Here is a 23,588-nt window from a genome sequence, read left to right as displayed (position 1 = left end):
GCTCGCCAGGAGCACGCCCTGACTGCGTATCGCGCGAGCCGCAAGCGGACCATTCACACATCGTCGACGGCATCGACTATCGCCGAAATACGAACGGAAGTTTCGACTTACATAGAACATAGCATCAACATCGATTGCACCGTCAAATAGCAAGTTTACTGGAGCGTGACCTTGCCGCCTTCGGCAAGGTTGGCAGGTGGATAGATGACCACAATCTCGCCAGGTCGAACGCCCTGCGCCACGGCGGCAGTGCGAGCCGATAGGCGCGCCACCTGGATCTCTCGCAGGTGAACGCGGCCCGCCTCGACAACGAAGACGCTCCAGGCATCGCCGCGCCGGAACAGGGCTCCGATCGGCACGACGATTGCCTGGTCGTTCTCGTCAACCACGATCTTGACCTCGACGCGATAGCCATCCCCCAGGCTGGTCCACGTCTCCCGTGGCGAGGTTATGTCGACAACGACCCAGACGCGCTGCTCCTCGACGCCGAGCGCGGAGATCTTGGTGAAGCCGGAGGGCTCGACGCGCCGCACGGCCCCAAGCAAATCGGTGGGGCCGCCCCAACGCTCGATGATCACCTTGTCGCCCTCCCTTATCCGGGCGGCATCGGTCGTCAAAACGTCGACGGCGATTTCGAGATCGCCAGGATCACCCAGTTCGAGCAACGGCGCTGCCTGCGCGACAACGGTCTCGCTCTCCTGCATGACCCTGAGAACGCGGCCGTCTACGGGCGAGGATACCGGGAAACTCTCGCTGGTTTCGGAATTGTTGGCGGAGTTCAGTGCCGCGCGCGCCTGTTCCAGAAGATGCGTGGCGGCGTGCCAGCGCCGCTCGGCGGCATCGGTTTGTCGCTGCGTTGAGCGGAACAGGAATTCCTCACGCTCCAGTTGAGCCGCGGCCGCCACGTTGCGCTTGACGAGCTCCCTGGTGCGTTCGAAATCCGCACTGGCCTGAGCCAGCAGCACCTTGGCCTGCTCGTGAAGCGATGCCGTCTCCTCGACCGCCGCCTCAGCGGCACCGACCTGGGCCTCGAGCTCTAGCCGCACGCGGGGGTCGAGAAGCGGCGAAACTGGCGGCGTAATGGTCGCCAGCTTCTCTCCCGTCCGCACGGTATCGCCGGCCTTGAGTGTCAACCTCTGGATACGCCCGGACAAGGGCGCCGACACCAGATAGCGATCCCGCACGCGCGTGCGGCCGTCCTCTTCAACCGTGTCCTGGAAGCGCGAGGTCACCACCTCGGCGGTTTCGACAAGGGTCGGCTGCGGCATCAGGAGCCAGTAGAAGCCCAGTGCCGCAAGCGCCAGCACCAGTGCACCGGCGATCGAAGTTGTTCGACGCTTCATGTTCAGTCCCTCGTCTTCAGGACAGCCACGAGATCGAGCTTGTCGATCCTGCGGCGGATTGTGATGAAACTGGCAATGGCCGCGCCGATGACCAGGAGCGCGGCGATGGCATAACTGCTGCGATCGATCACGGCGGGGATCTGAAACGACTCGCTCGCGCGCGCCGACGCGATCAATTCGATCAGGTACCGTCCGATCAGGAGCCCGGCGGGGATGGCCACAATCAGCTCCAAGGCAAGCTCGCTGACAATGACGGCACATACCTCGCGCCGCGTCAGTCCGACTATGCGCAGGCTGGCCAATTCCCAGGCGCGCTCCTGCAGGGCGATGCGGGCACTGTTGTAGACCACGCCTATGGCGATCAGCATTCCAAACCCCAAGAGGACCAGCGCGCCGATAACCACCATTCCGCCGATCGTTTCGTTGAACAGCGCAAACCACAGGGCCATGACCGAGCTTGCCTCGATCTTCGGCATTGACCTTATCCTGGACCAGAGCCGATCAGATTGACCCGGATCGATCCTGAGTGCCGCGACATTCGCAACGGAACCCTCCCGCATCAGGCGATTGAGTGCGGTGCGCTCCATCGTCACGGACGCCCCCAGAATATCGTCCGAAATCCTGCGGACGGTGACTTCCCTGACGGCCCGGCTGCCTTCGAGCACCTCGATCGTGACACTGTCGCCGACGTTGAGGTCTAGCTGCCTCGCGATCGTCCGGCTGAGCATGATGCCATCGGAGGGTACGGCAATCGGCCGTAGCGCGCTGTCTCTCAGCACCTTGAGCTCGGAACCCGAATCCAGACCAGTAGCCGAGGTGCGATAGGAGCGATGGCCAGCTCGCAATGTGACCGGCACGACTCGCTGCACTTCAGCCTCAAGCACGCCAGGTATCGCCCGCAGCTCGTAGAGTGCATCCGCCGAGACCGGTTCCGTGAAGGTGACAAACGCGTCACCGCGCTCGATGCGTCCAAAACTCACATCGATCATGTAGTCGATGGCGTCGAACCAGTAGAGCCCGAACAGAATGAGCGGAATGGCCAGCGCGATTCCGACGGTCGTCAACAGCGTCCGCACGGGCCGTCCGAGGATCGTGCGCGCCGCTATCACGTACTGAAGCGGAATTCGCTGGCTTCCAATCGCCTGCAGCCAGCTGAATGTGTGCAACGCGGGCGGCGTCTCGGGGCGCATGGCTTCGGCGGGAGCAAGCATGGCAATCCGGTATACCGCCGATGCCGCGGCAAGGTTCGCCGCGCCGACGCTGACAAGGGTCGCCGCGACGAGCAGCCATGGCTCCAGTTGCGCCCCCAGCGATGGAAACCGGAAGAAAGCGCCATAGCTCCCGACAACCCCGATCGCGAACCAGCGCCCCACGACCAGACCTATCGCCGATCCCAGCAACGCGATGGCGGTGACCAGCTTGAAGTAGTGGAAGGCGATGGTGCGGTTCGCAAACCCCAGCGCCTTCAGCGAAGCGATCTGCCCCCGTTGTGCTTCCACCATCCTGCCGATGACGACGTTGAGCAGGAACGCCGCGATGCCGAAGAAGACCGACGGCATGACGATGCTCAGCGTCTCCTGCTCCGCCAGTTCGTCCTTGAGAAAGCGGTGCGACGGCTGATCGCTCCGGCCATAGGCTCCGGTGCCGCCGTATGGCGCCAGCAACCGATCGACCTCTTCCAAGACATGCTGCGGCCCTGCGCCGGGCGCCAGAGTCATCAGCGCGTCGTTGAAGGCGCCTTTCATGTCGAAGGCGCTTGCCACCGCATCCTCGCTTGCCCACACCACCACGAAATTCCGATCGTCCGGAAGCGGCACCGCGGCGCGGGTGGCAAAGATGAATTCGGGTGACAGGGCGGTGCCCACGACGCGGAAGCCTTGCAGCCGGCCATTGAGCACCACCTCCATGGTTTCTCCGCTCCGCACGGCGCGCGCCTCGGCATACGCCGCGTTGATGATGACTTCTTCCGGATGCAGCGGATCGGGCCAGCGTCCCTGCACGAGATGCAGGCGGTTGAGCAACGGCTGGCCCGCGGCCGGGAGCGAGATGACGCGCCCCGAGATCGGAAGGTTGGTGTCCTCGCGGATCACGCGTACCGGCTCGGCGACGCGCGGCTCCACAATGCCAATGCCGTTGATTTCGCGCAGCCGATCGACGATCGAGAGCGGCGCGCGCGTCATGCCCACGAAGATGTCGGCGAAACGTTCGTTGCGGTAGTGCGCCTCCATGGCGCCGATCAGCGCCTGGTAGTTCGACACCGACATCACGAAGACGGCCACGCCGGCCGCGACGAGCAGCGCGATGCTGAGGACCTGAAGCCGCATCGACCAAAGGTCGCGCGCCACCTTGATGTCCAGGACGTTCACCATGTCACATCCTCGGCCCGGATGCGCCGCGGATTCGGTTCTTCCTTGACGATGCGCCCGCCGCTCAGCCGCAACACGCGATGAGCCATCCCCGCGATTGCCGAGTTGTGAGTGATCACGGCGGTCGTCGTGTTCAGCTCCGCATTGACCTTGGCGATTGCCGCCAGAACCAGCCTGCCGGTGTCGACGTCGAGCGCGCCGGTCGGCTCGTCGCAGAGCAGGATATCCGGCCGCTTCACGATTGCGCGTGCCACCGCGACGCGCTGCTGTTCTCCACCGGACAGTTGTGAAGGAAAGTGACCGGCGCGATGCGACAGTCCAACGAGTTCGAGCGCCTCGGCCGGTGTCATCGGATTGCTGGCGATCTGCGCGACCAGCCGCACGTTCTCCTCGACAGTGAGGCTCGGTATCAGGTTGTAGAATTGAAACACGAAGCCGACATGCTCGCGCCTGTATGTCGTGAGCTGCTCGTCGCTGGCTCCGGTCAGTTCGTGATCTCGCCAGGTCGCAGTGCCTGACGTCGGAGCGTCCAATCCGCCGAGGATGTTGAGCAGGGTCGATTTTCCCGAACCCGAGGGGCCAAGAAGAATGATGAATTCGCCTTGTCGGATATCGAGGTCGACGTCCTTCAGCGCCACGACACGTGAATCGCCCGCGCCATAGACCTTGGTCAATCCCCGGGCCACGAATACCGGGGCGAAGGGTTGCTTTGCTGAACTCTCCATGTCTTGTCCTTGGACTGGCATGCGGACTCCGGTTCCAGCCCACGCCGGAAAGGTGCTACAGTCTGGACGGCTCGATCACCTTGACTCTCGTCAAGTCGGAACGTTGGTAAGCAAACCGGGGTCCAGTAGGAAGGGCCCAGCCCGGGTGCACCGCATGCTCATGACAGTGCAGCTATTGGATCGGCATCACGCGCATCCATAATCCGCACGGGTGAACCCAGACACGGACGACTGCTTCGGGCCTCATCTTTGCCATAGGGGGTCAGCTTCTGCAATTCCTGAAAGCCACGTCTTCTGGGCCACCTAGCGTCGTGGTCGCGCCAACGAAGGATCTTCGGTCCTTTCCGAACTGAGCGACCGGATCAGGATGAAGCTGTCTGCTTGGGCTCGCTTGCGATTGGGAGCTTAACACTTGCTTCGAAACCGGACCGCGTCCCGGGTCTCGGCGATCTGAGGGCGACAGAGCTGCCTATGCGGTCGGCAATCGTCGAAACGATTGATAACCCTATTCCGCTGCCGCGGGCCGAAGCTCCGCCTCGCTCGAAACGGTCAGCCAGTTTCGCCAGTGCCTCGGGCGCCACGACGGGTCCATCGTTTGAAACCGTGAGCAACCCATCTGGCTCGAGCGTCACTTCGACTGGGCAGGAGTCGCTGCCATAGCGCAAGGCATTCTCGACGAGGTTGCGGCACACGATTCCAACGGCATCGGGATCGATGTCGGACATTACGGAGGTTTCCGGCAGGCGAAGGACGACCCTATCCTCCCGTGGCATGCCTCTGCGCAAGTCATCGACCACGACACGCAGGGCAGCGCGCAGGTCGGATGTACGTTCTAATCGGAGCCGGCTGCCCTCCGCCCGGGCGAACTGCATGAGCCGCTCGGCCCGCACCGTCAATCGCTTGAGGGTCGCCTCGATGTCCGCTGCCCGCTGTTCGATTTGCGGTTCGCTGGTTTCCTTCCGGATGCGCTGCGCCTGGGCAATCGCGCCGGCGAGCGGGGTCCTGAGTTCATGCGCGGTGTTGGCGGCGAGGCTGCGTTCGGCCTCGAAGGCGGCCCTGAGCCGCCTGAGCAGCGCGTTCAAGGTGTCGGCCAACGGGTCGAGCTCGCTGGGCAGTTCATCGGACACGAGAGGCCCAAGGTCCTTCTCGCTTCGGGTTTCGAGCTGTTCGCGGAACGCCCGCAGCGGTTTTGTGCTTCTCCGGACCGCCAGCAGCACGGCGGCAAGCGCGGCCGGAATCACCAGGAGGATCGGCAATCCGAGGCCAATCTGGACATCCCTCACCACCTGAGCCCGGTGGGCGAGCGGTTCGGCCATGGTGATACGCACCGTCCCCTGCAGGGCCTCCTCGCTGTATAGGCGATGCGTCGCAGTCCGACCGAAGCCGGGCGCTTCATAAGGCGGGAACACGGCGAGGTCGGCCGCATGGGACTGAAGCAAAATCTTGCCCTTGTCGTCGCGGATCACGTAGGTGAGAAGTTCGTCATGGGCGCGGATCGCGCCAAGGCGCTGGCTGGCGACGTCTTCGTCCTCGCGGCCCACGATGTCCAGGACCGCCAAGGGAAGCAGGCGCTGCGCGGTCTCCTGGAGGGAGGAATCGAAGACATCCTCGATGCCGTGCCGCAGCAGGACAGCGGTCGCCCACGCCGCGCCGGCCCAGATCATGAGCAGAACCCCTCCAAGCGTCAGGAGGAGCCTGCCCTGTAGGCTTCGGGGGCGCCTCACGCCTGAGCCAACCTGTAGCCGAGGCCCCGCTCGGTCTCGATGAGGTCGGTGCCGAGCTTCTTGCGCAGCCTGCTGACATGAACCTCGATCGTGTTGCTTTCCACCTCGGCATCGAAATCATAAAGCTTTTCCTCGAGCTGCGCCTTGGAGAGCAACTGGCCGGGCCGCGTCAGGAACGCCTCCAGCAGTGCCCATTCGCGGGCTGTCAGCTGAACGGCCTTGCCGTCCCGACGCACATTTCGGCGGGCGATGTCGATGTCGAGCGAACGAAGCCGAATGATGGGGTTGGGATTGCCTGAATATCGGCGCGCGACCGAGCCGATGCGCGCCGACAGCTCGTCGAGATCGAACGGCTTGACCATGTAGTCGTCCGCCCCCGCGGTCAGCCCTTCGATCCTGTCCGACACCTGGTCGAGCGCTGTGAGCACGATGACGGGCGTGACATCTCCGGCGGCCCGCAATGCACGAAGGAACACGATGCCCCTTCCGTCGGGCAGCATCAGGTCAAGCAGGATCAGGTCGTAGGCCGCACCCGCCATCGCGTCCCTGGCCGCGTCGATCCGCGAGACCCAGTCCACCGAATGGCCGTCACCGACGATCTGGTCGCGTACGGCCGCGCCCAGCACGCTATCGTCCTCTATGAGCAGGATTCGCATTTTCGTTCGCCCTTCGCGGTCACAGCCTTCCTTGCCGGACGTTCCTGACGCCCGGCTGAAGCGGATTGCGCGTAAACTTCAGGATAGCGTCAGCTTGGCCGTGCACTTTGCGCTGGCGCAAATCGGTTCGAACGGAGTCCTGGCCCATGCGGCTTGCCCTGATAATTCTTGCGTGTGTCGCGTCCCTCTCCGCAGGGCCGGTGCGCGCCGATGACGAATGCTTCGTGCCGATGGCGGACTGGAAGCCGAGGGAGGCCGTTGCCACTCTGGCGGCCCAGCATGGCTGGACCGTGCGTCGGATCAAAATCCACGACGGTTGCTATGAAATCGACGGCATCGACGCCCAAGGCCGTCGGATCGAGGTGACAGTCCAGCCATCCACCCTCGAAATCATCCAGATTGAACTCAGGGGTGACGCCAATCGGCACCAGGACGAAGAAGACCGCCATGACAATTGATGACATTGCCCCGACCGAGTCCGAGTCCCGCAACGCGGCTGCGCGGCCGGTTCCTGTCTGGGACCCGATGGTCCGTCTCTTCCACTGGAGCCTCGTCGTCGTGTTCGCCACGGCTTGGCTTATGGCGGAAGATCTCCAGCCCGTTCATCAGCTTGCTGGATACGCGATCGCCGGTCTGGTCGGCTTCAGGATCGTATGGGGTGTCGTCGGCAGCCGCTACGCCCGCTTCACACAATTCGTCCGTGGACCGGCCCGGACGATCTCCTACATCGCTGACATGGCAGGAAGCCGGGAACGGCGCTACCTTGGCCACAACCCGGCTGGTGCGGCGATGGTCGTGGCGATCCTGGTGACCCTGTCCGGGACCGCCTTCACCGGATGGCTTATGGAAGCGCCGGACCGCGCCGCTGCGGCTGTCGCACAGATGCGGATCGTCGCCCCCGCATTCGCAGACAATGATGGCAACGACACTGAGGGCGGGATTGGAGCCGCCGTGGAAGGGCGGGCCGTGGGTCCGCTCAAGGAAGTCCACGAGGCCCTTGCCAACCTGATGCTACTGCTGGTCGCGCTGCATGTCGGCGGAGTGGTTTTGGCGTCGTTCCGCCATCGCGAGAACCTGATTCTGGCGATGCTCACGGGCCGCAAGAGGCCTCCCGCTCCCGACGACGTCGCCTGAATAGGGACATTTCGCAATAGGTTGCCAACCCGGCCCCGCCGTTTCGGCGGGGCCTTTCAATTCCTGACGGCAAGCTGAAGCAGAAAACCCATTCCCTTCAGGAGAGGATCAGGTCTGGCCGTCAGAACAGTGGCAGCAGAAAAAGGAGATCCTGCCATGAAAAAGACCCTTGTCATCTTGCTCGCGTCGACGGCGTTGATCGCCGGGATCGGCCTTCCCGCGTGGAGCGCGATGCACGGCGCTGGCCTGTTCGAAGGACCGCGCGATGTGGCCCTGACTGCCTTCCGCAACGCAAGTGCTTCCCCAATGCTGGTCAGCGATGATGACAGCGCTGACCTTAAACACAGTCGCAGCCTGCAACGCGGAGGCGATGATGACGAACATGGCGCAAGCGACGAAGAGGATGACGACGACTCCGATGGCGGCAACGCCTCCGGCCCGGCTCCGGCCGGGAGCGTGGCTCCCCCGAGCAACGGCCTCTTTGGCACCGGCGCGACGCCCAAGGTCCAGGTGAACTGAGCCAACGGCCCGCATCACGGCAGATCAAGGAAACAGTCCAATGAAGACCATATTCACCACCCTGGCTCTGACCACGGCGCTGACACTCCCCGGCATCGCCATGGCGCGGCCGGTAACCATCACAACCACGCTGAAGGACTATGGCGGCAACGGGGCCTTCCTCGCTATCTACGTCACAGACCCCAAGGGCACCTACGCCGGCAGCCTGTGGATGGCCGGAACCAAGTCCAAGTACTACGAGCACCTGTCCGACTGGTATCGCGCGACGGGCGGCAACACGGCCGAGATCAATGGCATCACCGGAGCGAGCGTGGGCGCCGGCCGCCGGCTGGAGATCACGCTCGACCTTGCCGACGCGCTCTTTGACGCGGGCTATACCGTTCACATCGACGCGGCCGCCGAGGACATGCGCGACAGCCCCAACGAGATCGCCGTGCCGCTGACCGCGCAAGGAGCGGGACAATCCGTCCCCGGCCGCCGCTACATCGCGAACTTCAGCTACGGCTTGTAAGGGGTCGCAACGATGATCCGTGCCCTTCACCGCTGGCTGGGCTTGCCGGCCCTGGTTCTTCTGACGCTGCTCGCTGTCAGCGGTGCGGTGCTGTCCATCTTCCCGGCGGCCGAGCGGATTTCCGCACCTCAGGCGAAACAGTCGATGAGCGTTGCAGACCTTGCCGCGCGCATCCAGGCCGCCTTCCCGGGAGTCGAGCAGATCCGGCGTTCGCCCTCCGGTCGCTTCACCGCCTACTGGTTCGATGGCGGCACGCCGGCGTCCGCCGTCATCGATCCGGCGACCGGAACCGCTACAGCATCGGCCGATCCGAATCCGATGCAGCGCTGGCTCACCAACCTGCACCGCTCGCTGTTCCTTGACGACGCCGGCCGCATCGCCATGGCGGCGGGAGCGGCGGCTATGCTCGCCCTCGCTGTCTCCGGTTCCATGCTCGTCGCGCGACGCGCCGGCGGGTGGAGACGCTGGTTTGGCCCGCTTCGGGGACCTGTGGCAGGACGCGTCCATGTCGAGCTTGCGCGGCTCGCAGTACCCGGCCTCCTGCTGTCGGCAGCAACTGCGCTTTGGATGACGGCCTCGACCTTCGGGCTCCTTCCCGACAAGGCGGCCCTAGCGGAATTGCCTGCGGCAAGCGGCACAATTGGCGCGCAGCTGACATCGATGCCGCTGCTCGCGGCGACGCCAGTCTCGAGCCTGCGCGAGCTGAACTTCCCCTATCAGGGAGACGCCACCGACGTCTTTACGCTCAAGACCGACACCGGCACCGGCTACCTCGACCAGGGAACCGGAGCAACGCTAGGCTGGTCCGGCCTGAGTGGCTGGACGCGTGTCTCCGAAACCATCTACATGATCCACACCGGACAGGGTGCCGCTCTTCTCGGCCTGCTTCTAGGGCTTTCGGCGCTTGCCGTGCCTGTCATGGGCGCCACCGGGCTCCTCATCTGGTTGGCGAACCTCAAGGGTCGCCCCACAATCCGCGACAATGCCGCACCGGCCCGCGCTGAGACGGTCATCCTGGTCGGAAGCGAGGGTGGCAGCACCTGGGGTTTTGCGGGGACACTTCACGCGGCGCTGACCAGCGCCGGGCAGCGCGTCCACACCGCGCCGATGTCGGCGTTCGACCCGGTCCGCTTTTCCAGCGCGCAACAGTACCTCATACTTGCCGCGACCTATGGCAATGGCGATCCGCCGGCGTCGGCGAAGGGGTTCCTCGATCGAGTGGCCGGACTTTCCGCCGCGCCACAGGCAAGACTGGCGGTGCTGGGCTTCGGCGATCGGAGCTTCCCGGGCTTCTGCGCCTACGCCAGGGCGGTTGCCGCTGCGGCGGAAGGCAAGAGCTGGCCGCTTCTGCTGCCTTTCGAAACGGTGGACCGCCAGTCGCCGCAGGGATTCACCCGCTGGGGCCGTGCGCTCGGTGCTGCGCTCGGCGTCGACCTTGAACTGAATCACCAGCCGATCCTGCCCGAGACCAAGACGCTGACGCTGGTTTCGCGACGCGACTATGGCCATGAAGTCCAGGCTCCGACCGCGATCCTACGCTTTGCCCTGCCGCCCTTGGCCGTTTGGCAACGCCTGACGAGATACGGGTTCGCACGCTTCGAACCTGGAGATCTGCTCGGCATCGTGCCAGAGGGATCGCCCGTGCCGCGCTTCTATTCGCTGTCATCAGGCAGCCGGGACGGGTTCGTCGAGATCGTGGTGCGCAAGCATGTGGGAGGCATCTGCTCGGGCGAACTCATGGCGCTCGAACCGGGCGGGGCTGCCGCCGGCTTCATTCGTCGCAATCCAACGTTCCGTCTCAGAAGCGACAGCGCTCCCCTGATCCTGATCGGAGCGGGCACCGGAATAGGACCGCTCGCCGGCTTCATCCGCGCCAATACCGCGCGGCGACCGATTCATCTGTTCTTCGGGATGCGACTTCCCGAAAGCGATTTCCTCTATCGCGAGGAACTCGAAGCCTGGGCGGCTGCTGGCAGGCTATCCAGCCTGTCCACGGCGGTCTCCCGCGGCGCGCGGCCACGATACGTTCAGGACGCACTGGCCGCTGAGCAGCTCGAAGTCGTCCGCGCAATACGCAAGGGGGCACGCGTCATGGTGTGCGGCGGGCGGCAGATGGCGGCCGGAGTGGCAGAGGCGATGGCGCGGATACTTGAACCGCTTGGCCTGTCCCCCGCAGTCTTGAAGGCACAGGGGCGCTATGTCGAAGATGTCTACTGATCTTGAGCGCCACGCCCTCAACGGGCCGACGATGGGCACGCGCTGGTCTGCGCTATTCCACGCTCCCTCCGGCTTCGACGTGAAAGCTCTCCGTGCGGCCCTGCAGGCCGGGGTCGATGAGGTCGATGCGCAGATGTCGACGTGGAAACCCGACAGCGATCTGATGCGCCTCAACCGGGCGCCCGCGGAAGAGTGGGAGACGGTTCCGGGACGCCTTATGGACGTGATCCGGCTGGGACTGAGGATCGGCCGGGAAACGGGTGGTGCCTTCGACATCGGCATGGGCGACGCGGTGACCGCGTGGGGCTTCGGCCCGTTTGAAGCCAGTTCGGATCGAATCCGTAGCGCGATGCAGGCAAGGCGTTTGCCTGCCCCCGACGCGCTGGAGATCGATGGAGCCAGGGTGAGAAAGCGCGTACCAATTGCGCTCGACCTGAACGGCATTGCTAAGGGTTACGGCGTGGACCGTCTTGCCGAGATCCTCGGCAGCTTCGGAGTCCGCGACGGGCTCGTGGGCATCGATGGCGAGTTGCGGGCCATGGGCCTCAGGCCCGACGGTGAGGCCTGGACGGTCGCATTGGAGAAACCGAACCCGCAACGCCGCGCGCCGCATTCAATCCTCGCCTTGCAGGATTGCGCGGTAGCCACGTCCGGCGACTACCGCCACTGGGTCGAGGTACAAGGCCGACGTCTCTCACACACCATGGATCCGACACGCGGCGCACCACTTACCAAACCTCCGGCGTCGGTCACAGTCCTTGCGCCCACCTGCGCCGAGGCCGATGCTTGGGCGACCGCGCTCATGGTACTGGGCCCGGACAAGGGCGGTGATATTGCCCGACGACTGGGGATTGATGCCCTGTTCCTGCTTCGGGGTGAAGCAGATAGCATCGGCTCCTGCCGGATAGACTGTAGCAGCAAGGCGGTGATCAACTTGGAGGCATCGCGCCGTGGGAGACGCTGTAGTAGGTTTCCGATGATGCTGAGTTAGATGAGGGCGAGGCGATTGCCATGAACGACGACCTCGAGACTCTGCAGCGGGAGACATTCGACTACTTCGCCCATGAGGCAAACCCAGCCAACGGTCTCGTTCGTGACAAGACCGAAGCCGACTGGCCCGCAAGCATCGCCGCCACCGGCCTTGCGCTGGGATGCTATCCAGTCGGGGTCAAGCGTGGCTTCATGAGCCGGAAGGCCGCGGTGGAGCGGACGCTAGCCACGCTAAGCTTCTTCTGGAACAGCCCTCACGGTCCTGAGCCGGACGCCACCGGCTATCGCGGCTTCTATTATCATTTTCTCGACATGCAAACCGGCCGGCGGGCTTGGCGCTGCGAGCTGTCGACCATCGATAGCACCCTGCTGCTGGCGGGTGCATTGGCGGCTGCCACTTTCTTCGACCGGGACACAAAGGCCGAAACAGAAATCCGGACCTTGGCTGATGCGCTTTACCGTCGGGTCGACTGGCGCTGGGCGCTAAACAAAGGAAAGACCGTCACCCACGGTTGGACTCCCGAGGCTGGTTTCCTGAAGTATCGCTGGGAAGGTTACGATGAGGCGCTTCTGCTGTATGTCTTGGGCCTCGGCTCGCCGACCCACCCTCTGCCTTCCAGCAGTTATACGGCATGGACCGCTACATTCCGATGGCTGAATGTCTACGGTCACGACTATGTCTATGCGGGACCGTTGTTCATCCATCAACTTTCGCATGTGTGGATTGATCTTCGCGGTCTGCAGGACACTTACATGCGCGGCAAGGGAAGCGACTATTTCGAAAACAGCCGACGCGCCACTCTTGTCCAGCACCGCTACGCCTTGGAAAATCCACGCGGCTTCGACGGCTACGGAGAACACTGCTGGGGCATTACCGCTAGTGATGGCCCCGGGCCCTCCACGATCAAACTGAAAGGCATCGAACGCCGGTTCCTTGACTATGCCGCGCGTGGCGTTCCGTTTGGCCCCGACGATGGAACGCTCGCGCCCTGGGCAGCCGTCACCTCGTTGCCGTTTGCTCCGGAGATCGTGTTGCCGACAATCGCCTTCTGGATCCATAAGGCCAAACTCAAGTCCAGCAGAACGTACGGTTTCGCGTCGTCCTTTAATCCGACCCACCCGCAGGGCAAAGCCAAAGGGGCGTTCGGCTGGTGGGTCTCACCTTGGCATTTCGGCCTCGACGAAGGCCCCATCGTATTGATGATTGAGAATGTGCGCACCGGACTATTATGGCGGTTGATGCGCTTGTGTCCGTACATTCGTGACGGCCTGCAACGGGCAGGTTTCGAGGGTGGTTGGTTGGATCAACTTCCCCACACCTGATGCAAACCTCAAGGGACTTGATTGAACTCAGCCATCCGCCGCCTCGAAAATCCAGCTATTGCACACAGCTGTGGCCCGCATTTTCGCACTCATGCGCCAATCCTCATTAGCCAACAACCGCGGCCACTCCGGCCCTTTTTGTCGATATCTCGCCGGAAAACTCTCAGGCGAGAGGGCGGCCATCGAGTATAGCATCGTGCGAAGGATTGAAGAGCGTCGAGTGCTATTTCGGTTCGGATAATCGAGGGTGCACCCGACCCGAGTGTCCCGATCAGTTGCACGGTCACGTTTCGCCGTCCTGATGACGGCAAAAGCCCCTGGGGCAGACCAACGATGTCCTTCCTGGCCATTCAACAAGAGACTATGAGCAAAGAGCCTGCTTACGGCAGATTCACCCCGACAGCCGACGGGCAGTTTTCGGCCCATAGCGGTCGCTTACAGGGGCACGTTCCGAAGGTCAGCACCCGACGCAAGCAGATCCTTGCCAGAGGTGAATGAGGTCAGTTTGAATCCTTACCGCAGACGCAGGGCTGCATGATGATTTGCACCGCTTCCACGATTTCAGAGAAATGGCAGCTAAGTTTTATCTGGCGGGGCTCTCGTTCAGGGTCATCGCGAAATCCTAGCTTGGGAGGAGGAACGAGTGGAAAGATCATTCGTCGTTACGTCGGGCGTTCAGCGGCCACACAAGCGATTATCCGTAAGATTGACGGGACCAAAGAATGAACGTCAGTTGTAAAACCAGCTGTAAAACCATGCACTCTCGGTCGTTGCTTCGACGGCGCCGCCACACTTCAGAAAAACGAAAAAGCCGCGGCGGACCGCGGCTTTTCGATGCTTGATCTCCCCTAAGGAAAACTGGAGCGGGTGAAGCGATTCGAACGCTCGACCCCAACCTTGGCAAGGTTGTGCTCTACCCCTGAGCTACACCCGCTCACACGGCGTCTTGGCCGCAAGCCGGGCCTATATGGCTGAAGAGCGCGGCGATTGCAACAGGGAAATCGCAGGCTTTTTTCAACACGCCAAACGATGCCGGCAAACCGCCTGCGGCGCGGGGATTTGATCGGCCTGTCATGCGATGGCCTTGTGCCGGCCACCGCATTGGCCGTAAACGGCAAGGCGGGAAAACGACGAAGAAGAAGACCGATGCCGAAGACCGAAGCCGAACTTTTTGCCTTTCTCGCCGAACTCGGCGTCGCCGTTTCGACGAAACGCCATCCGCCGCTCTACACGGTCGCCGATTCGCAGGCGCTGCGCGGCGAGATCGCCGGCGGGCACACGAAAAACCTGTTCCTGAAGGACAAGAAGGACAATTTCTTCCTGGTCACCGTCGGCGAGGACGCGGTCGTCGATCTCAAGCAGATCCACCAGCTGATCGGCGCCGCCAGCCGTGTTTCCTTCGGCAAGCCGGAGATGCTGATGGAGCTTCTGGGCGTCTCGCCGGGCGCCGTCACCGTCTTCGGCGTCATCAACGACACGGCCAACCGGGTCAAGCTGGTGCTCGACGAGGATTTGATGGCACATGCCGTCATCAACGCCCATCCGCTGACCAATGAGGCGACGACATCGATCGCGTCGGCCGATCTCATCAGATTCGTCGAGGCAACCGGGCACGATGCTGCTATCTTGAAAGTCTCGGCATGATCGCCACATGCATGGCGAAACCGACTTCCAATGACATGGCGCCGACCCGCGGGCCGGCGGCGCGACCGAAAGGGTGACGAGATGAGCGACAACAAGCCGTTTGGCGGGTCATTCGGCAGCAGTGGCGGCCAGTATGCCACCACCGTTCAGTATGGCGGAACCGCAGCCGCGCCGGCGAAGGTCTCGCTTGGCGATGCGCCAGCCGCCGCCCCCGCGGGCGATGTCATCAAGGACACCACGACCGCCGCCTTCGCCGCCGACGTCATCCAGGAATCGCGCCGCCAGCCGGTGCTCGTCGATTTCTGGGCGCCGTGGTGCGGCCCCTGCAAGCAGCTGACACCGCAGCTGGAAAAGGCAGTCCGGGCCGCCGGCGGCAAGGTCAAGCTGGTCAAGATGAACATCGACGATCACCCCTCCATCGCCGGCCAGCTCGGCATCCAGTCCATTCCGGCCGTCATCGCCTTCAAGGACGGCCAGCCGGTCGACGGCTTCATGGGCGCCATTCCGGAGAGCCAGATCGCCGAGTTCATCACCAAGGTCGGCGGCAAGGGCAATGGCGCCCCGGCCATGGCCGAGGCGCTGGCGGCTGCGACCGAAGCGCGCGAGGCCGGCGACATGCAGACCGCCGCCGACATTTTTGACGCCGTCCTGGCGCAGGCGCCGGAGACGGTCGAGGCGATCGCCGGACTGGGCGAGCTGCTGTTCGAGGCCGGCGACACGCAAGGCGCCGAGGCCTTGCTGGCAACGGCACCCGAGGCCAAGAAGGACGCGCCTGTTCTCGCCGCCTTGCGTGCCAAGATGGCGCTGGCCGCGCAAGCGGCGGAACTTGGCAATCCGGCCGAGTTCGAGCGCCGCCTCGCCGAAAACCCCAAAGACCATCAGGCGCGTTTCGACCTGGCCATGATCCAGAACGCCAGGGGCGAACGCACGGCGGCTGCCGACAATCTGCTGGCCATCATCAAGGCCGACCGCGGCTGGAACGAGGATGGCGCCAGGACGCAATTGCTGCAGTTTTTCGAAGCCTGGGGCATGACCGACGAGGCGACGCTGGCGGCGCGGCGCAAATTGTCGGCGCTGCTGTTTTCCTGAGCCGGCGGCTGTTTCGTCGCACGGGCTTGTGGTCGGCGGCGGCCGCGCCAGATTAGGAAGCTGACTTCGGCCAAGCCGACGATCCCGGCGGCGGGCGAAAGAAGTCGATCGGAGGAATGTGGTGCAAGCGGGAAACGCGCATTACCGGCTGGCCAAGGATCTGCCGTCGACGATCCCGATCTTTCCGCTCGAGGGCGCGCTCTTGCTGCCGGGCGGCCGCATGCCGCTCAACATCTTCGAGCCGCGCTATCTGCAGATGGTGGACGAAGCGGTCGCCGGCTCGCGGCTGATCGGCGTCATCCAGCCGCGTCTGGACGGCGCGCTGCGCGAGGATGGCGAGCCTGAGCTGTGCAATGTCGGCTGCGCCGGCCGTATCATCGCCTTCTCCGAAACCGGCGACGGCCGTTACCTGATTTCTCTGCAGGGCGTGTTCCGCTTCCGCATCGCCCATGAACTGACGGTCAAGACGCCGTTTCGCCAGGCGAAGCCCGCGCCCTTCCTCGCCGATCTCGATGACGATCCGGCGGCGAACGAGATCGACCGGCCGGCACTGCTCAAGGCGTTTCGCGCCTATCTTCAGGCCAATGATCTCGAGGCCGACTGGGAAAGCGTCAGCCGCGCCGAAAATGCCATGCTGGTCAATGCGCTGTCGATGATGGCGCCCTACGGCCCGGCCGAGAAACAGGCGCTGCTCGAAGCCGCCGACCTGAAGACGCGCGCCGAAACGCTGATCGCCATCACCGAAATGGCGCTGGCGCGCGAGAATGAGGACTTTGGCTCGAGCCTACAGTAAGATGTGCCGATATTCAGGTGATGCCGGCCTGCAGATGGAGGCTTCCTGCGCTTCTCAGTTCTACTGCGTCGCAGTAGAACTGAGCTCACGTACGAAAAGTACGCTCCGCTCCGGTTCTCGGAAGCCACCATTTTGGTCGCTGTGCGCCCGTCTTCGACTCCGGTTCGGCCTGACCTGGGTCTTGGTACATCTAGGCTAGAAGCTGAGAAGAGGAACCGATGGCGGCGGATGGGCGTGACGGGAAGAAGATCGATGTCGATCCCAAGCTGCTGGAGCTTTTGGCCTGCCCGCTGACCAAGGGGCCGCTAGCCTGGGATCCAGAGCGCGGCGAACTGATCTCGCGGGTCGCCAAGCTCGCCTATCCGGTGCGCGACGGCATCCCGATCATGCTGCCTTCCGAGGCGCGGACGCTGTCGGCGGAGGATGTGCTGGCACCGCCGAGGCTGGGTGGGCCGGCCTGAACTGCATAGCCGTCCATCGTTTGTTCTCCCAAGGAGAGCAGCCGCGAAGCAGCTGGGCGTAGAAGTTTGAGAGGCCGGCGGGACAGCGCCCCCCTCTGCCCTACCGGGCATCTCCCCCACAAGGGGGGAGATCGGCTGTCACCTCGGCCTTCGCGAATTTTCAGCATTGCGAGTTAAGAGAGGCGGCGAGATCGAAGCTGCCAATCTCCCCCCTCGTGGGGGAGATGTCCGGCAGGACAGAGGGGAGCGCCAAGGATCACGGCGTCTCTTCAGATGACGAAGACAAGGGCCGCGCCTACTGAAAATTGCGCCCCTTGGGCATGACCTGTTCCGCCTCTTCCGACAGCGTTGCGAGGTCCTGCCTTGCCGGCGCGTTCCCAGTCTCGGGCCGGCTGCGGCGATCAGAGCCTACCTCTTTGGCATACCCCATCGGTTGGGCCCCCGGCGCTCCGGCTCCGCTGACCTTCTCCAGCAGCACGGTCAGCCAGGGCGTCAGATCCTCGATCTTTTCGGCGACGATATGGATGACACCGGATTCCGACTGCAATTTCCCGGTCACCTTGACGAAGCGCGCGCCCATGACGATGGGCCGAAAGCGGGTAAAGGTCCGCTCCCAGAAGATGACGTTGGCGACCGCCTTGTCGTCCTCCAGCGTCAGGAAGATGGCATTGCCCTTGCCGGGGCGCTGGCGCACCAGCACGAGGCCGGCGACGGAAACCCGTCTGCCGTCACGTACCGAAGGCAGGTTGGCATTGGGCGTGACGCCGGCGCGGTCGAGCCGCTCGCGCAGGAAGGCGACGGGATGCGCCTTCAGCGACAGGCCGAGCGAGCGGTAGTCGTGGATGACATGCTCGCCGAGCGGCATTTTCGGCAGCTTCGTCTCCGGCTCCAGTTCGCGCAGACGCAGTGCCGGCTGGTCGAACAGCGGCAGCTTTTCGGCCGCGCTCTTGGCGCCAAGCGCGCGCACTTCCCACAGTGCGGCACGGCGGTCGAGGCCGATCGAGCGGAAGGCATCGGCCTGCGCCAGCCTCTCGATCTCGTCGACATCGAGGCCGGAGCGCAGCCAGACGTCACGGACGGTTTCATAAGCTGAACCCCGCCGCTTTACGAAATCCTCCATGCGTTCCTTGGAAAGACCCTTGATCTGCCGGAAGCCGAGCCGCACCGCATGGTTCGTCTCGATGACACCACGCATATCGGCATGGCGCGGCAGGATGCGGGCCGGATCGAACGGCGCTTTTTCCAGGGTGCAGTCCCAGACGGAATAATTGACGTCGACCTCGCGGATGTCGACGCCATGGTCGCGCGCGTCGCGCACCAGCTGCGCCGGCTGGTAGAACCCCATCGGCTGCGAATTCAGGATCGCGGCGCAGAACACGTCGGGATAGAAGGTCTTGAACCAGCAGGAGGCATAGACGAGCAAGGCGAAGGAGGCGGCGTGGCTTTCGGGAAAGCCATATTCGCCAAAACCCTCGATCTGCTTGAAGCAGCGCTCGGCGAAGTCCTTGGTGTAGCCCTTGCCGACCATGCCGTCGATCATGCGCTGGCGGTAATTGCCGATGGTGCCGGTGCGCTTGAAGGTGGCCATGGCGCGGCGCAGTTCGTCGGCCTCGCCCGGCCTGAAGCCGCCGGCGACGATGGCGATCTTCATCGCCTGTTCCTGGAACAGCGGCACGCCGAGCGTCTTGCTGAGAATCGCCTCGAGCTCCGGCTTCTGATATTCGGGTTTTTCCTTGCCTTGCCGGCGGCGCAGATAGGGGTGCACCATGTCGCCCTGGATCGGGCCGGGCCGCACGATCGCCACCTCGATGACAAGATCATAGAAATCCTTTGGCTTGAGCCTCGGCAGCATCGACATCTGGGCGCGCGATTCGATCTGGAAGACGCCGAGCGTGTCGGCGCGGCCGATCATGTCGTAGACGCGCCTGTCTTCCGGCGGCAAGGTGGCGAGCACATAGGGTTGGCCATAGGGATCCCGGGCTTTTGGATAGTGATCCGTAAGCAGGGTGAAGGCGCGCTGCAGGCAGGTCAGCATGCCGAGCGCCAGCACATCCACTTTCAGGATCTTCACCGCGTCGAGATCGTCCTTGTCCCATTCGACCATCTTGCGCTCGTCCATCGCCGTCTTGACGATGGGCACGATCTCGTCGAGCCGGTCCCTGGTGATGACGAAGCCGCCGACATGCTGGGAGAGGTGGCGGGGGAACCCCATGATCTCGTTGGCCCGTTCCATCACATGACGCGATGTCGGGTCGCTCTGGTCGAGGCCGCCGGCGCGGGCTTCCTTCTCGCCGACCTCGGAGGTCGACCAGCCCCAGATCGAGCCGGACAGGGACGCCCGGACATCCTCCGACAGGCCCATAGCCTTCGACACTTCGCGCAGCGCCGAACGGCCGCGATAGCTGATGACGGCGGCGGCGAGCGCGGTGCGCTTGGAGCTGTATTTCTCGTAGATGTACTGGATGACGGTCTCGCGCTTCTCATGCTCGAAGTCGACATCGATGTCGGGCGGCTCGTTCCTCTCCTCGGAAATGAAGCGCTCGAACAGCGTGTCGATCCGGTCCGGCCCGACTTCGGTGATGCCGATGCAGAAGCAGACGATCGAATTGGCGGCCGAGCCGCGCCCCTGGCAGAGAATGTCCTGGCTGCGGGCGTATTTGACGATGTCGTAAACCGTCAGGAAATAGCGGGCGTAGTTGAGGCGCTCGATCAAAGCGAGCTCTTCCTCGATGCGCTTGATCACCGAGTGAGGCACGCCTGAGGGATAGCGCCTGGCTGCCCCCTCCCGCGCCAGCCTTTCCAGCTCGGCCTGCGGCCCGAGGCCGGATTCCGTCGGCTCGTCGGGGTAATTGTACTGGAGATCACTGAGCGAGAAGGTCAATTCTTCCGCGAACAGCAGCGTCTCGGCCAGCGCCTGCGGATGCCTGCGGAACAGGCGGGCCATTTCCAGCGGCGGCTTCAGATGGCGTTCGGCATTGGCGCTGAGTTCCAGCCCGACCTCGGCGACGGGCGTGTTGAGGCGGATGGCGGTCAGCACGTCCTGCAGCGGGCGGCGTTCGGCGGTGTGGTAGAGGACATCGTTGGTCGCCATCAGCGGGATGCCGGTGCTCTGGGCAAACGCCGCTGCCTGCTCGATCCGGAAACGGTCATTGCCCGCATAACAGGGCGAGACGCCAAGCCGCAGGGCCTTGCCGAAGCGGTCCTTGAGCTGGCCAAGCAAGGCAAGACCGTCTTCAGCGCCCGCCGCCAGATCGGGCAGGACCGCCAGCGACATCAGATCTCCCCATTCGAGCAGGTCGCCGCGCTGGAGAAGGGTGGCGCCCTTTTCGGTCTCGTCGCGCAGATTGGCCTGGGTGAGCATGCGGCACAGATGCCCCCAGCCTGCCCGGTTCCTGGGATAGGCGAGAATGTCCGGCGTGCCGTCGCCAAAAACCAGCCGGCAGCCGGGGTGATAGGCAAGCTTTTCGACCTTGGCCTGCTGCCAGGCGCGCACCACGCCGGCCACCGTGTTGCGGTCGGCAAGGCCGATCGCCGAAAAACCCATGAGCTTGGCCGCGACCACCAGCTCCTCCGGCTTGGAGGCGCCGCGCAGGAAGGAGAAATTCGACTGGATGCCGAACTCGGCATAGGGAATGACGGTCAGCGCGTTCATGCGAAGACCCCGTGCATGAACCAGCGCGGCGCGGATTGCGAGCCGCCGTAAAGCCCTTGCCGGTAGAGCCAGTAGCGGCGGCCTTCGGCATCCTCGATGCGGAAATAGTCGCGTGTCGATGCCGCCGCGTCGCCTGGCGCCTGGCGCCACCATTCGGCGGCGATGCGTTCGGGACCCTCGGCGCGGGTGACGCGATAGAGCGCGCGCCGCCAGCGGAAATGCAGCGGCGGACCCTCCGGCATTTCGGTGGCCGGCACCTCGATGGGCTCGGGCGCGCGGAACAGTCGGATCGGCCGTTCCGGCGGAAAGATGGTTTTGGGCGCCTGCACCCTGTCCTGTCTCTTCGGCGGCGTGGTCCGGCGCGGCGCTTCGCTGAAGGGGACGATGGCGACGGCACGCTCCGGCAGATGGCTTTCAACCGCGACCGGCTGCAGCACGGCGCCCTCGCCGAGCCTGGCGCGGATGCGGTCGGCGAACAGCGCGATGTCGGCGCCGTCATCGGTCACCTCGCCGGTCAGATCGGCCTGTGCCATGTCGAAGGCGGCGGCCGCCAGCACCGAAAGCCGCACCAGATCGAAGCCGTAGCCGGCGTCGATGTCCTGCTCGAGGGCGGCCAGCCTTTCATGGAACAGCTTCTGGATCAGCCGGGGATCGCGCATCGGCCGCGAGGTGCCCAAGGCGATGCGGCTGACGGCGCCGTCGACGCGGAAGAGCAGCAGCGCCAGCGTCCGGGCGCCCTCGCCGCGGCGTTCGAGATCGGTCTTCAAGGTCGTCGCCAGCAGGCCGACCAGGCGTTCGATGTCCTCGGTGAGGGTGACGGGTTCGGCGAGATGCCGCTCGACCGAAAGCGGCGCCACGGGAAGGCGCGGCGACACCGCTTCGTCGAGCCGGCCAAGCGCCTGGTCGAGGCGCAGCAGCAAGGTGGCGCCGAAGCGGCGGGCAAGCGGCGCGCGCGGGGCGGCCATGACCGCGCCCGCCGTGCGCAGGCCGACACTTTCCAGGCTGGCGCGGGTTTCCGGCGCGATGCGCAGTGCGGCGAGCGGCAAGGGCGCCAGCAGCGCTTCCTCCTCGCCGCCATCGACGATGCGGTCGCCGCAAAAGCGGGCCGCCGCCCAGGCCGCGCCCGGCGTCGGGGCAAGGCCGGCGCGGACATCGAACCCCTGATGCAGGAAGCGCGACAGGATGTCGTCCAGCATGGCGCGTTCGCCGCCGAACAGATGGGTGCAGCCGGTGACGTCGAGAAACAGGCCGTCCGCCCCGTCCAGCGCCACCAGCGGGGTGTAGCGGTCGCACCAGTCGGCAAGGCCTTCGAGTAGGCGCCGGTCTGCCTCCGGATCGGCCTCGACGATGTCGATCGAGGGATGCATGGCACGAGCGTCGGCAATGCCCATGTCGCGCTTCAGGTGCAGCGCCTCAGCCCGCTCGTCGAGGGCTGAGATGCGCTGCGCGTTGCCCTGGCGGTGGCTGATCACCAGTGGCGGATGAGATGGCGTCGGATGATCTTGGGGCCGGGAACGCCAGGACCGCCCCAGACGCTGCCGCAGGATCCTTTCGGCCGCCAGATAGGGAAACCACAGGGACAGGATTCTTTGCCCGGCCTTCTTCGCCCCTTCTTTCGTCGAATACGCGTTCATCGGGGTTCCACTCCAGTGTGAATTGTCCAGGCAGGGCCGTGCGGCTCTTGCCGATGCTGATGGTGAAGGCCGGGCGGCCGATCGATCCGGCGAGCAGCCCGGCGACGGTTTCGCGCGGCACGGCCGGCGCCGGCGAGACGATGAGGCGGACGGGCGCCGCCGTCGGTTCGGGCTCGGCCGCCTGCCGCAGCAGGAATACGGGGCGGCCGGCACTTTGCGCCCGCGCATGCAGCCGCCGCGTCGCGGTCAGGTCGAGCCGTTGCGGATTGCCGCGGATTTCGAGGATGACCGCGGCGAGCGCCGTCATCCGCGCCGCTTCCTCGGCGACCCACAGCGCATCGACGAGTTTCGGCGCCTCGGAAAACAGCAATTGTTCCGGTTCGATGCCGAAGGAGGCCTGCAGTCCCCTGGCATAGGGAAAGCCCGCCTCGCGGAAGATTTCCGCGGTGCCGATCCACAACACCGGCAGGCCTTGCGCCTGCTTGAGGATCAGGCTGGCGAGCGACAGGGCAAAGCCGGCGACGGCTCCAGCATCGCGGGTTTCCAGGCCATGGATTTCGCTGAGCGCCGCTTTCGGCAGCCCGCCGCTCAGGGCGGCATCGAGGGGGTCGACGCCGACAGGCAGGAAGGCATCCGGCAAGGCAGCGGCAAGACCGCGCCGGACGATCGTGAGATCGGGGCTGGCGTCGGCATCAAGCGGCGCGCCAGCCGGCGCCTGCAGGCGCTCGGGCAGCATTCCCTCGATTTTCGCGATCTGGCGGCGCAGGGCAAAAACAGTCTCCCGCGCCACGGCTGATATCGCCATGA

At 64.5% G+C, this 23,588-nt stretch carries 19 protein-coding genes and 1 tRNA gene; 11 read left to right on the top strand and 9 right to left on the bottom strand.

Annotation, left to right across the window (positions count from 1 at the left end):
* Positions 1–155: 155 nt before the first annotated feature.
* From ACLGL5_RS06035 to ACLGL5_RS06015, 5 genes are all read right to left on the bottom strand, one after another.
* Positions 156–1,343: an efflux RND transporter periplasmic adaptor subunit gene (locus ACLGL5_RS06035; protein ID WP_069090556.1), complete on the bottom strand. Its 1,188-nt coding sequence runs from the start codon at positions 1,341–1,343 to the stop codon at positions 156–158.
* A gap of 2 nt (positions 1,344–1,345) precedes the next feature.
* Positions 1,346–3,712, bottom strand: coding sequence for an ABC transporter permease (locus ACLGL5_RS06030; RefSeq protein WP_069090555.1), 2,367 nt, complete (start codon positions 3,710–3,712; stop codon positions 1,346–1,348).
* Positions 3,706–4,434, bottom strand: coding sequence for an ABC transporter ATP-binding protein (locus ACLGL5_RS06025; RefSeq protein ID WP_038648526.1), 729 nt, complete (start codon positions 4,432–4,434; stop codon positions 3,706–3,708). Before ACLGL5_RS06025 ends, ACLGL5_RS06030 begins: the two co-directional genes overlap by 7 nt.
* A 362-nt stretch (positions 4,435–4,796) precedes the next feature.
* Complete coding sequence (locus tag ACLGL5_RS06020; RefSeq protein ID WP_240564856.1) at positions 4,797–6,098, bottom strand: sensor histidine kinase; 1,302 nt, start codon at positions 6,096–6,098, stop codon at positions 4,797–4,799.
* Positions 6,099–6,154: 56 nt separating this feature from the next.
* On the bottom strand, positions 6,155–6,814 hold the full coding sequence (locus ACLGL5_RS06015; protein ID WP_069090554.1) for a response regulator transcription factor: 660 nt from the start codon (positions 6,812–6,814) through the stop codon (positions 6,155–6,157).
* 146 nt (positions 6,815–6,960) lie between these two features.
* Between ACLGL5_RS06015 and ACLGL5_RS06010 the strand changes: the two genes are divergently transcribed.
* From ACLGL5_RS06010 to ACLGL5_RS05980, 7 genes are all read left to right on the top strand, one after another.
* Positions 6,961–7,272, top strand: a complete 312-nt coding sequence (locus ACLGL5_RS06010; RefSeq protein WP_069090553.1) for a PepSY domain-containing protein — start codon at positions 6,961–6,963, stop codon at positions 7,270–7,272.
* On the top strand, positions 7,262–7,948 hold the full coding sequence (locus ACLGL5_RS06005) for a cytochrome b/b6 domain-containing protein (protein ID WP_069090552.1): 687 nt from the start codon (positions 7,262–7,264) through the stop codon (positions 7,946–7,948). The genes ACLGL5_RS06010 and ACLGL5_RS06005 overlap by 11 nt, the downstream gene beginning before the upstream one ends.
* A gap of 156 nt (positions 7,949–8,104) precedes the next feature.
* The gene (locus ACLGL5_RS06000) at positions 8,105–8,467 is read left to right on the top strand and encodes a hypothetical protein (RefSeq protein ID WP_038648533.1); all 363 of its coding nucleotides are present in this window, start codon (positions 8,105–8,107) and stop codon (positions 8,465–8,467) included.
* Between the two features lie 40 nt (positions 8,468–8,507).
* A complete protein-coding gene (locus tag ACLGL5_RS05995; RefSeq protein WP_069090551.1) occupies positions 8,508–8,978 on the top strand; it encodes a DUF2271 domain-containing protein in 471 nt (156 codons plus the stop codon).
* 12 nt (positions 8,979–8,990) lie between these two features.
* Entirely contained in the window at positions 8,991–11,195 is a 2,205-nt protein-coding gene (locus ACLGL5_RS05990; RefSeq protein WP_069090550.1) for a PepSY domain-containing protein, read from the top strand.
* Positions 11,176–12,186, top strand: coding sequence for an FAD:protein FMN transferase (locus ACLGL5_RS05985; protein ID WP_083246489.1), 1,011 nt, complete (start codon positions 11,176–11,178; stop codon positions 12,184–12,186). The genes ACLGL5_RS05990 and ACLGL5_RS05985 overlap by 20 nt, the downstream gene beginning before the upstream one ends.
* A gap of 20 nt (positions 12,187–12,206) precedes the next feature.
* Entirely contained in the window at positions 12,207–13,508 is a 1,302-nt protein-coding gene (locus ACLGL5_RS05980) for a glucoamylase family protein (RefSeq protein ID WP_069090549.1), read from the top strand.
* Between the two features lie 859 nt (positions 13,509–14,367).
* Here the strand turns inward: ACLGL5_RS05980 and ACLGL5_RS05975 are convergent.
* Positions 14,368–14,442 (bottom strand) — tRNA-Gly (locus ACLGL5_RS05975).
* Positions 14,443–14,654: 212 nt separating this feature from the next.
* Between ACLGL5_RS05975 and ACLGL5_RS05970 the strand changes: the two genes are divergently transcribed.
* The 4 genes from ACLGL5_RS05970 (at position 14,655) to ACLGL5_RS05955 (ending at position 17,495) form a co-directional block, all read left to right on the top strand.
* Positions 14,655–15,152 carry a prolyl-tRNA synthetase associated domain-containing protein gene (locus ACLGL5_RS05970; protein ID WP_069090548.1) on the top strand — a complete coding sequence of 166 codons (498 nt, stop codon included), beginning with the start codon at positions 14,655–14,657 and terminating at the stop codon, positions 15,150–15,152.
* Positions 15,153–15,233: 81 nt separating this feature from the next.
* Positions 15,234–16,241: a thioredoxin gene (gene trxA, locus ACLGL5_RS05965; RefSeq protein ID WP_069090547.1), complete on the top strand. Its 1,008-nt coding sequence runs from the start codon at positions 15,234–15,236 to the stop codon at positions 16,239–16,241.
* A 121-nt stretch (positions 16,242–16,362) separates the two neighbouring features.
* Positions 16,363–17,034, top strand: coding sequence for an LON peptidase substrate-binding domain-containing protein (locus tag ACLGL5_RS05960; protein ID WP_027047556.1), 672 nt, complete (start codon positions 16,363–16,365; stop codon positions 17,032–17,034).
* A gap of 218 nt (positions 17,035–17,252) precedes the next feature.
* A complete protein-coding gene (locus ACLGL5_RS05955) occupies positions 17,253–17,495 on the top strand; it encodes a Trm112 family protein (RefSeq protein WP_069090546.1) in 243 nt (80 codons plus the stop codon).
* 295 nt (positions 17,496–17,790) lie between these two features.
* Here ACLGL5_RS05955 and ACLGL5_RS05950 read toward each other — a convergent pair whose 3' ends face one another.
* From ACLGL5_RS05950 to ACLGL5_RS05940, 3 genes are read right to left on the bottom strand one after another with little or no spacing between them, the layout of a single operon-like run.
* Positions 17,791–21,147 (bottom strand): error-prone DNA polymerase, encoded by a 3,357-nt coding sequence (locus ACLGL5_RS05950; protein WP_069090545.1) that lies wholly within the window; start codon positions 21,145–21,147, stop codon positions 17,791–17,793.
* Entirely contained in the window at positions 21,144–22,619 is a 1,476-nt protein-coding gene (locus ACLGL5_RS05945) for a DUF6504 family protein (RefSeq protein ID WP_032920816.1), read from the bottom strand. The genes ACLGL5_RS05950 and ACLGL5_RS05945 overlap by 4 nt, the downstream gene beginning before the upstream one ends.
* On the bottom strand, positions 22,561–23,586 hold the full coding sequence (locus tag ACLGL5_RS05940) for an ImuA family protein (RefSeq protein ID WP_069090544.1): 1,026 nt from the start codon (positions 23,584–23,586) through the stop codon (positions 22,561–22,563). The genes ACLGL5_RS05945 and ACLGL5_RS05940 overlap by 59 nt, the downstream gene beginning before the upstream one ends.
* Between the last annotated feature and the right edge of the window lie 2 nt (positions 23,587–23,588).

Source organism: Mesorhizobium sp. U510 (genome assembly GCF_059180695.1).
This window is presented reverse-complemented; position numbering and strand designations above follow the sequence as displayed.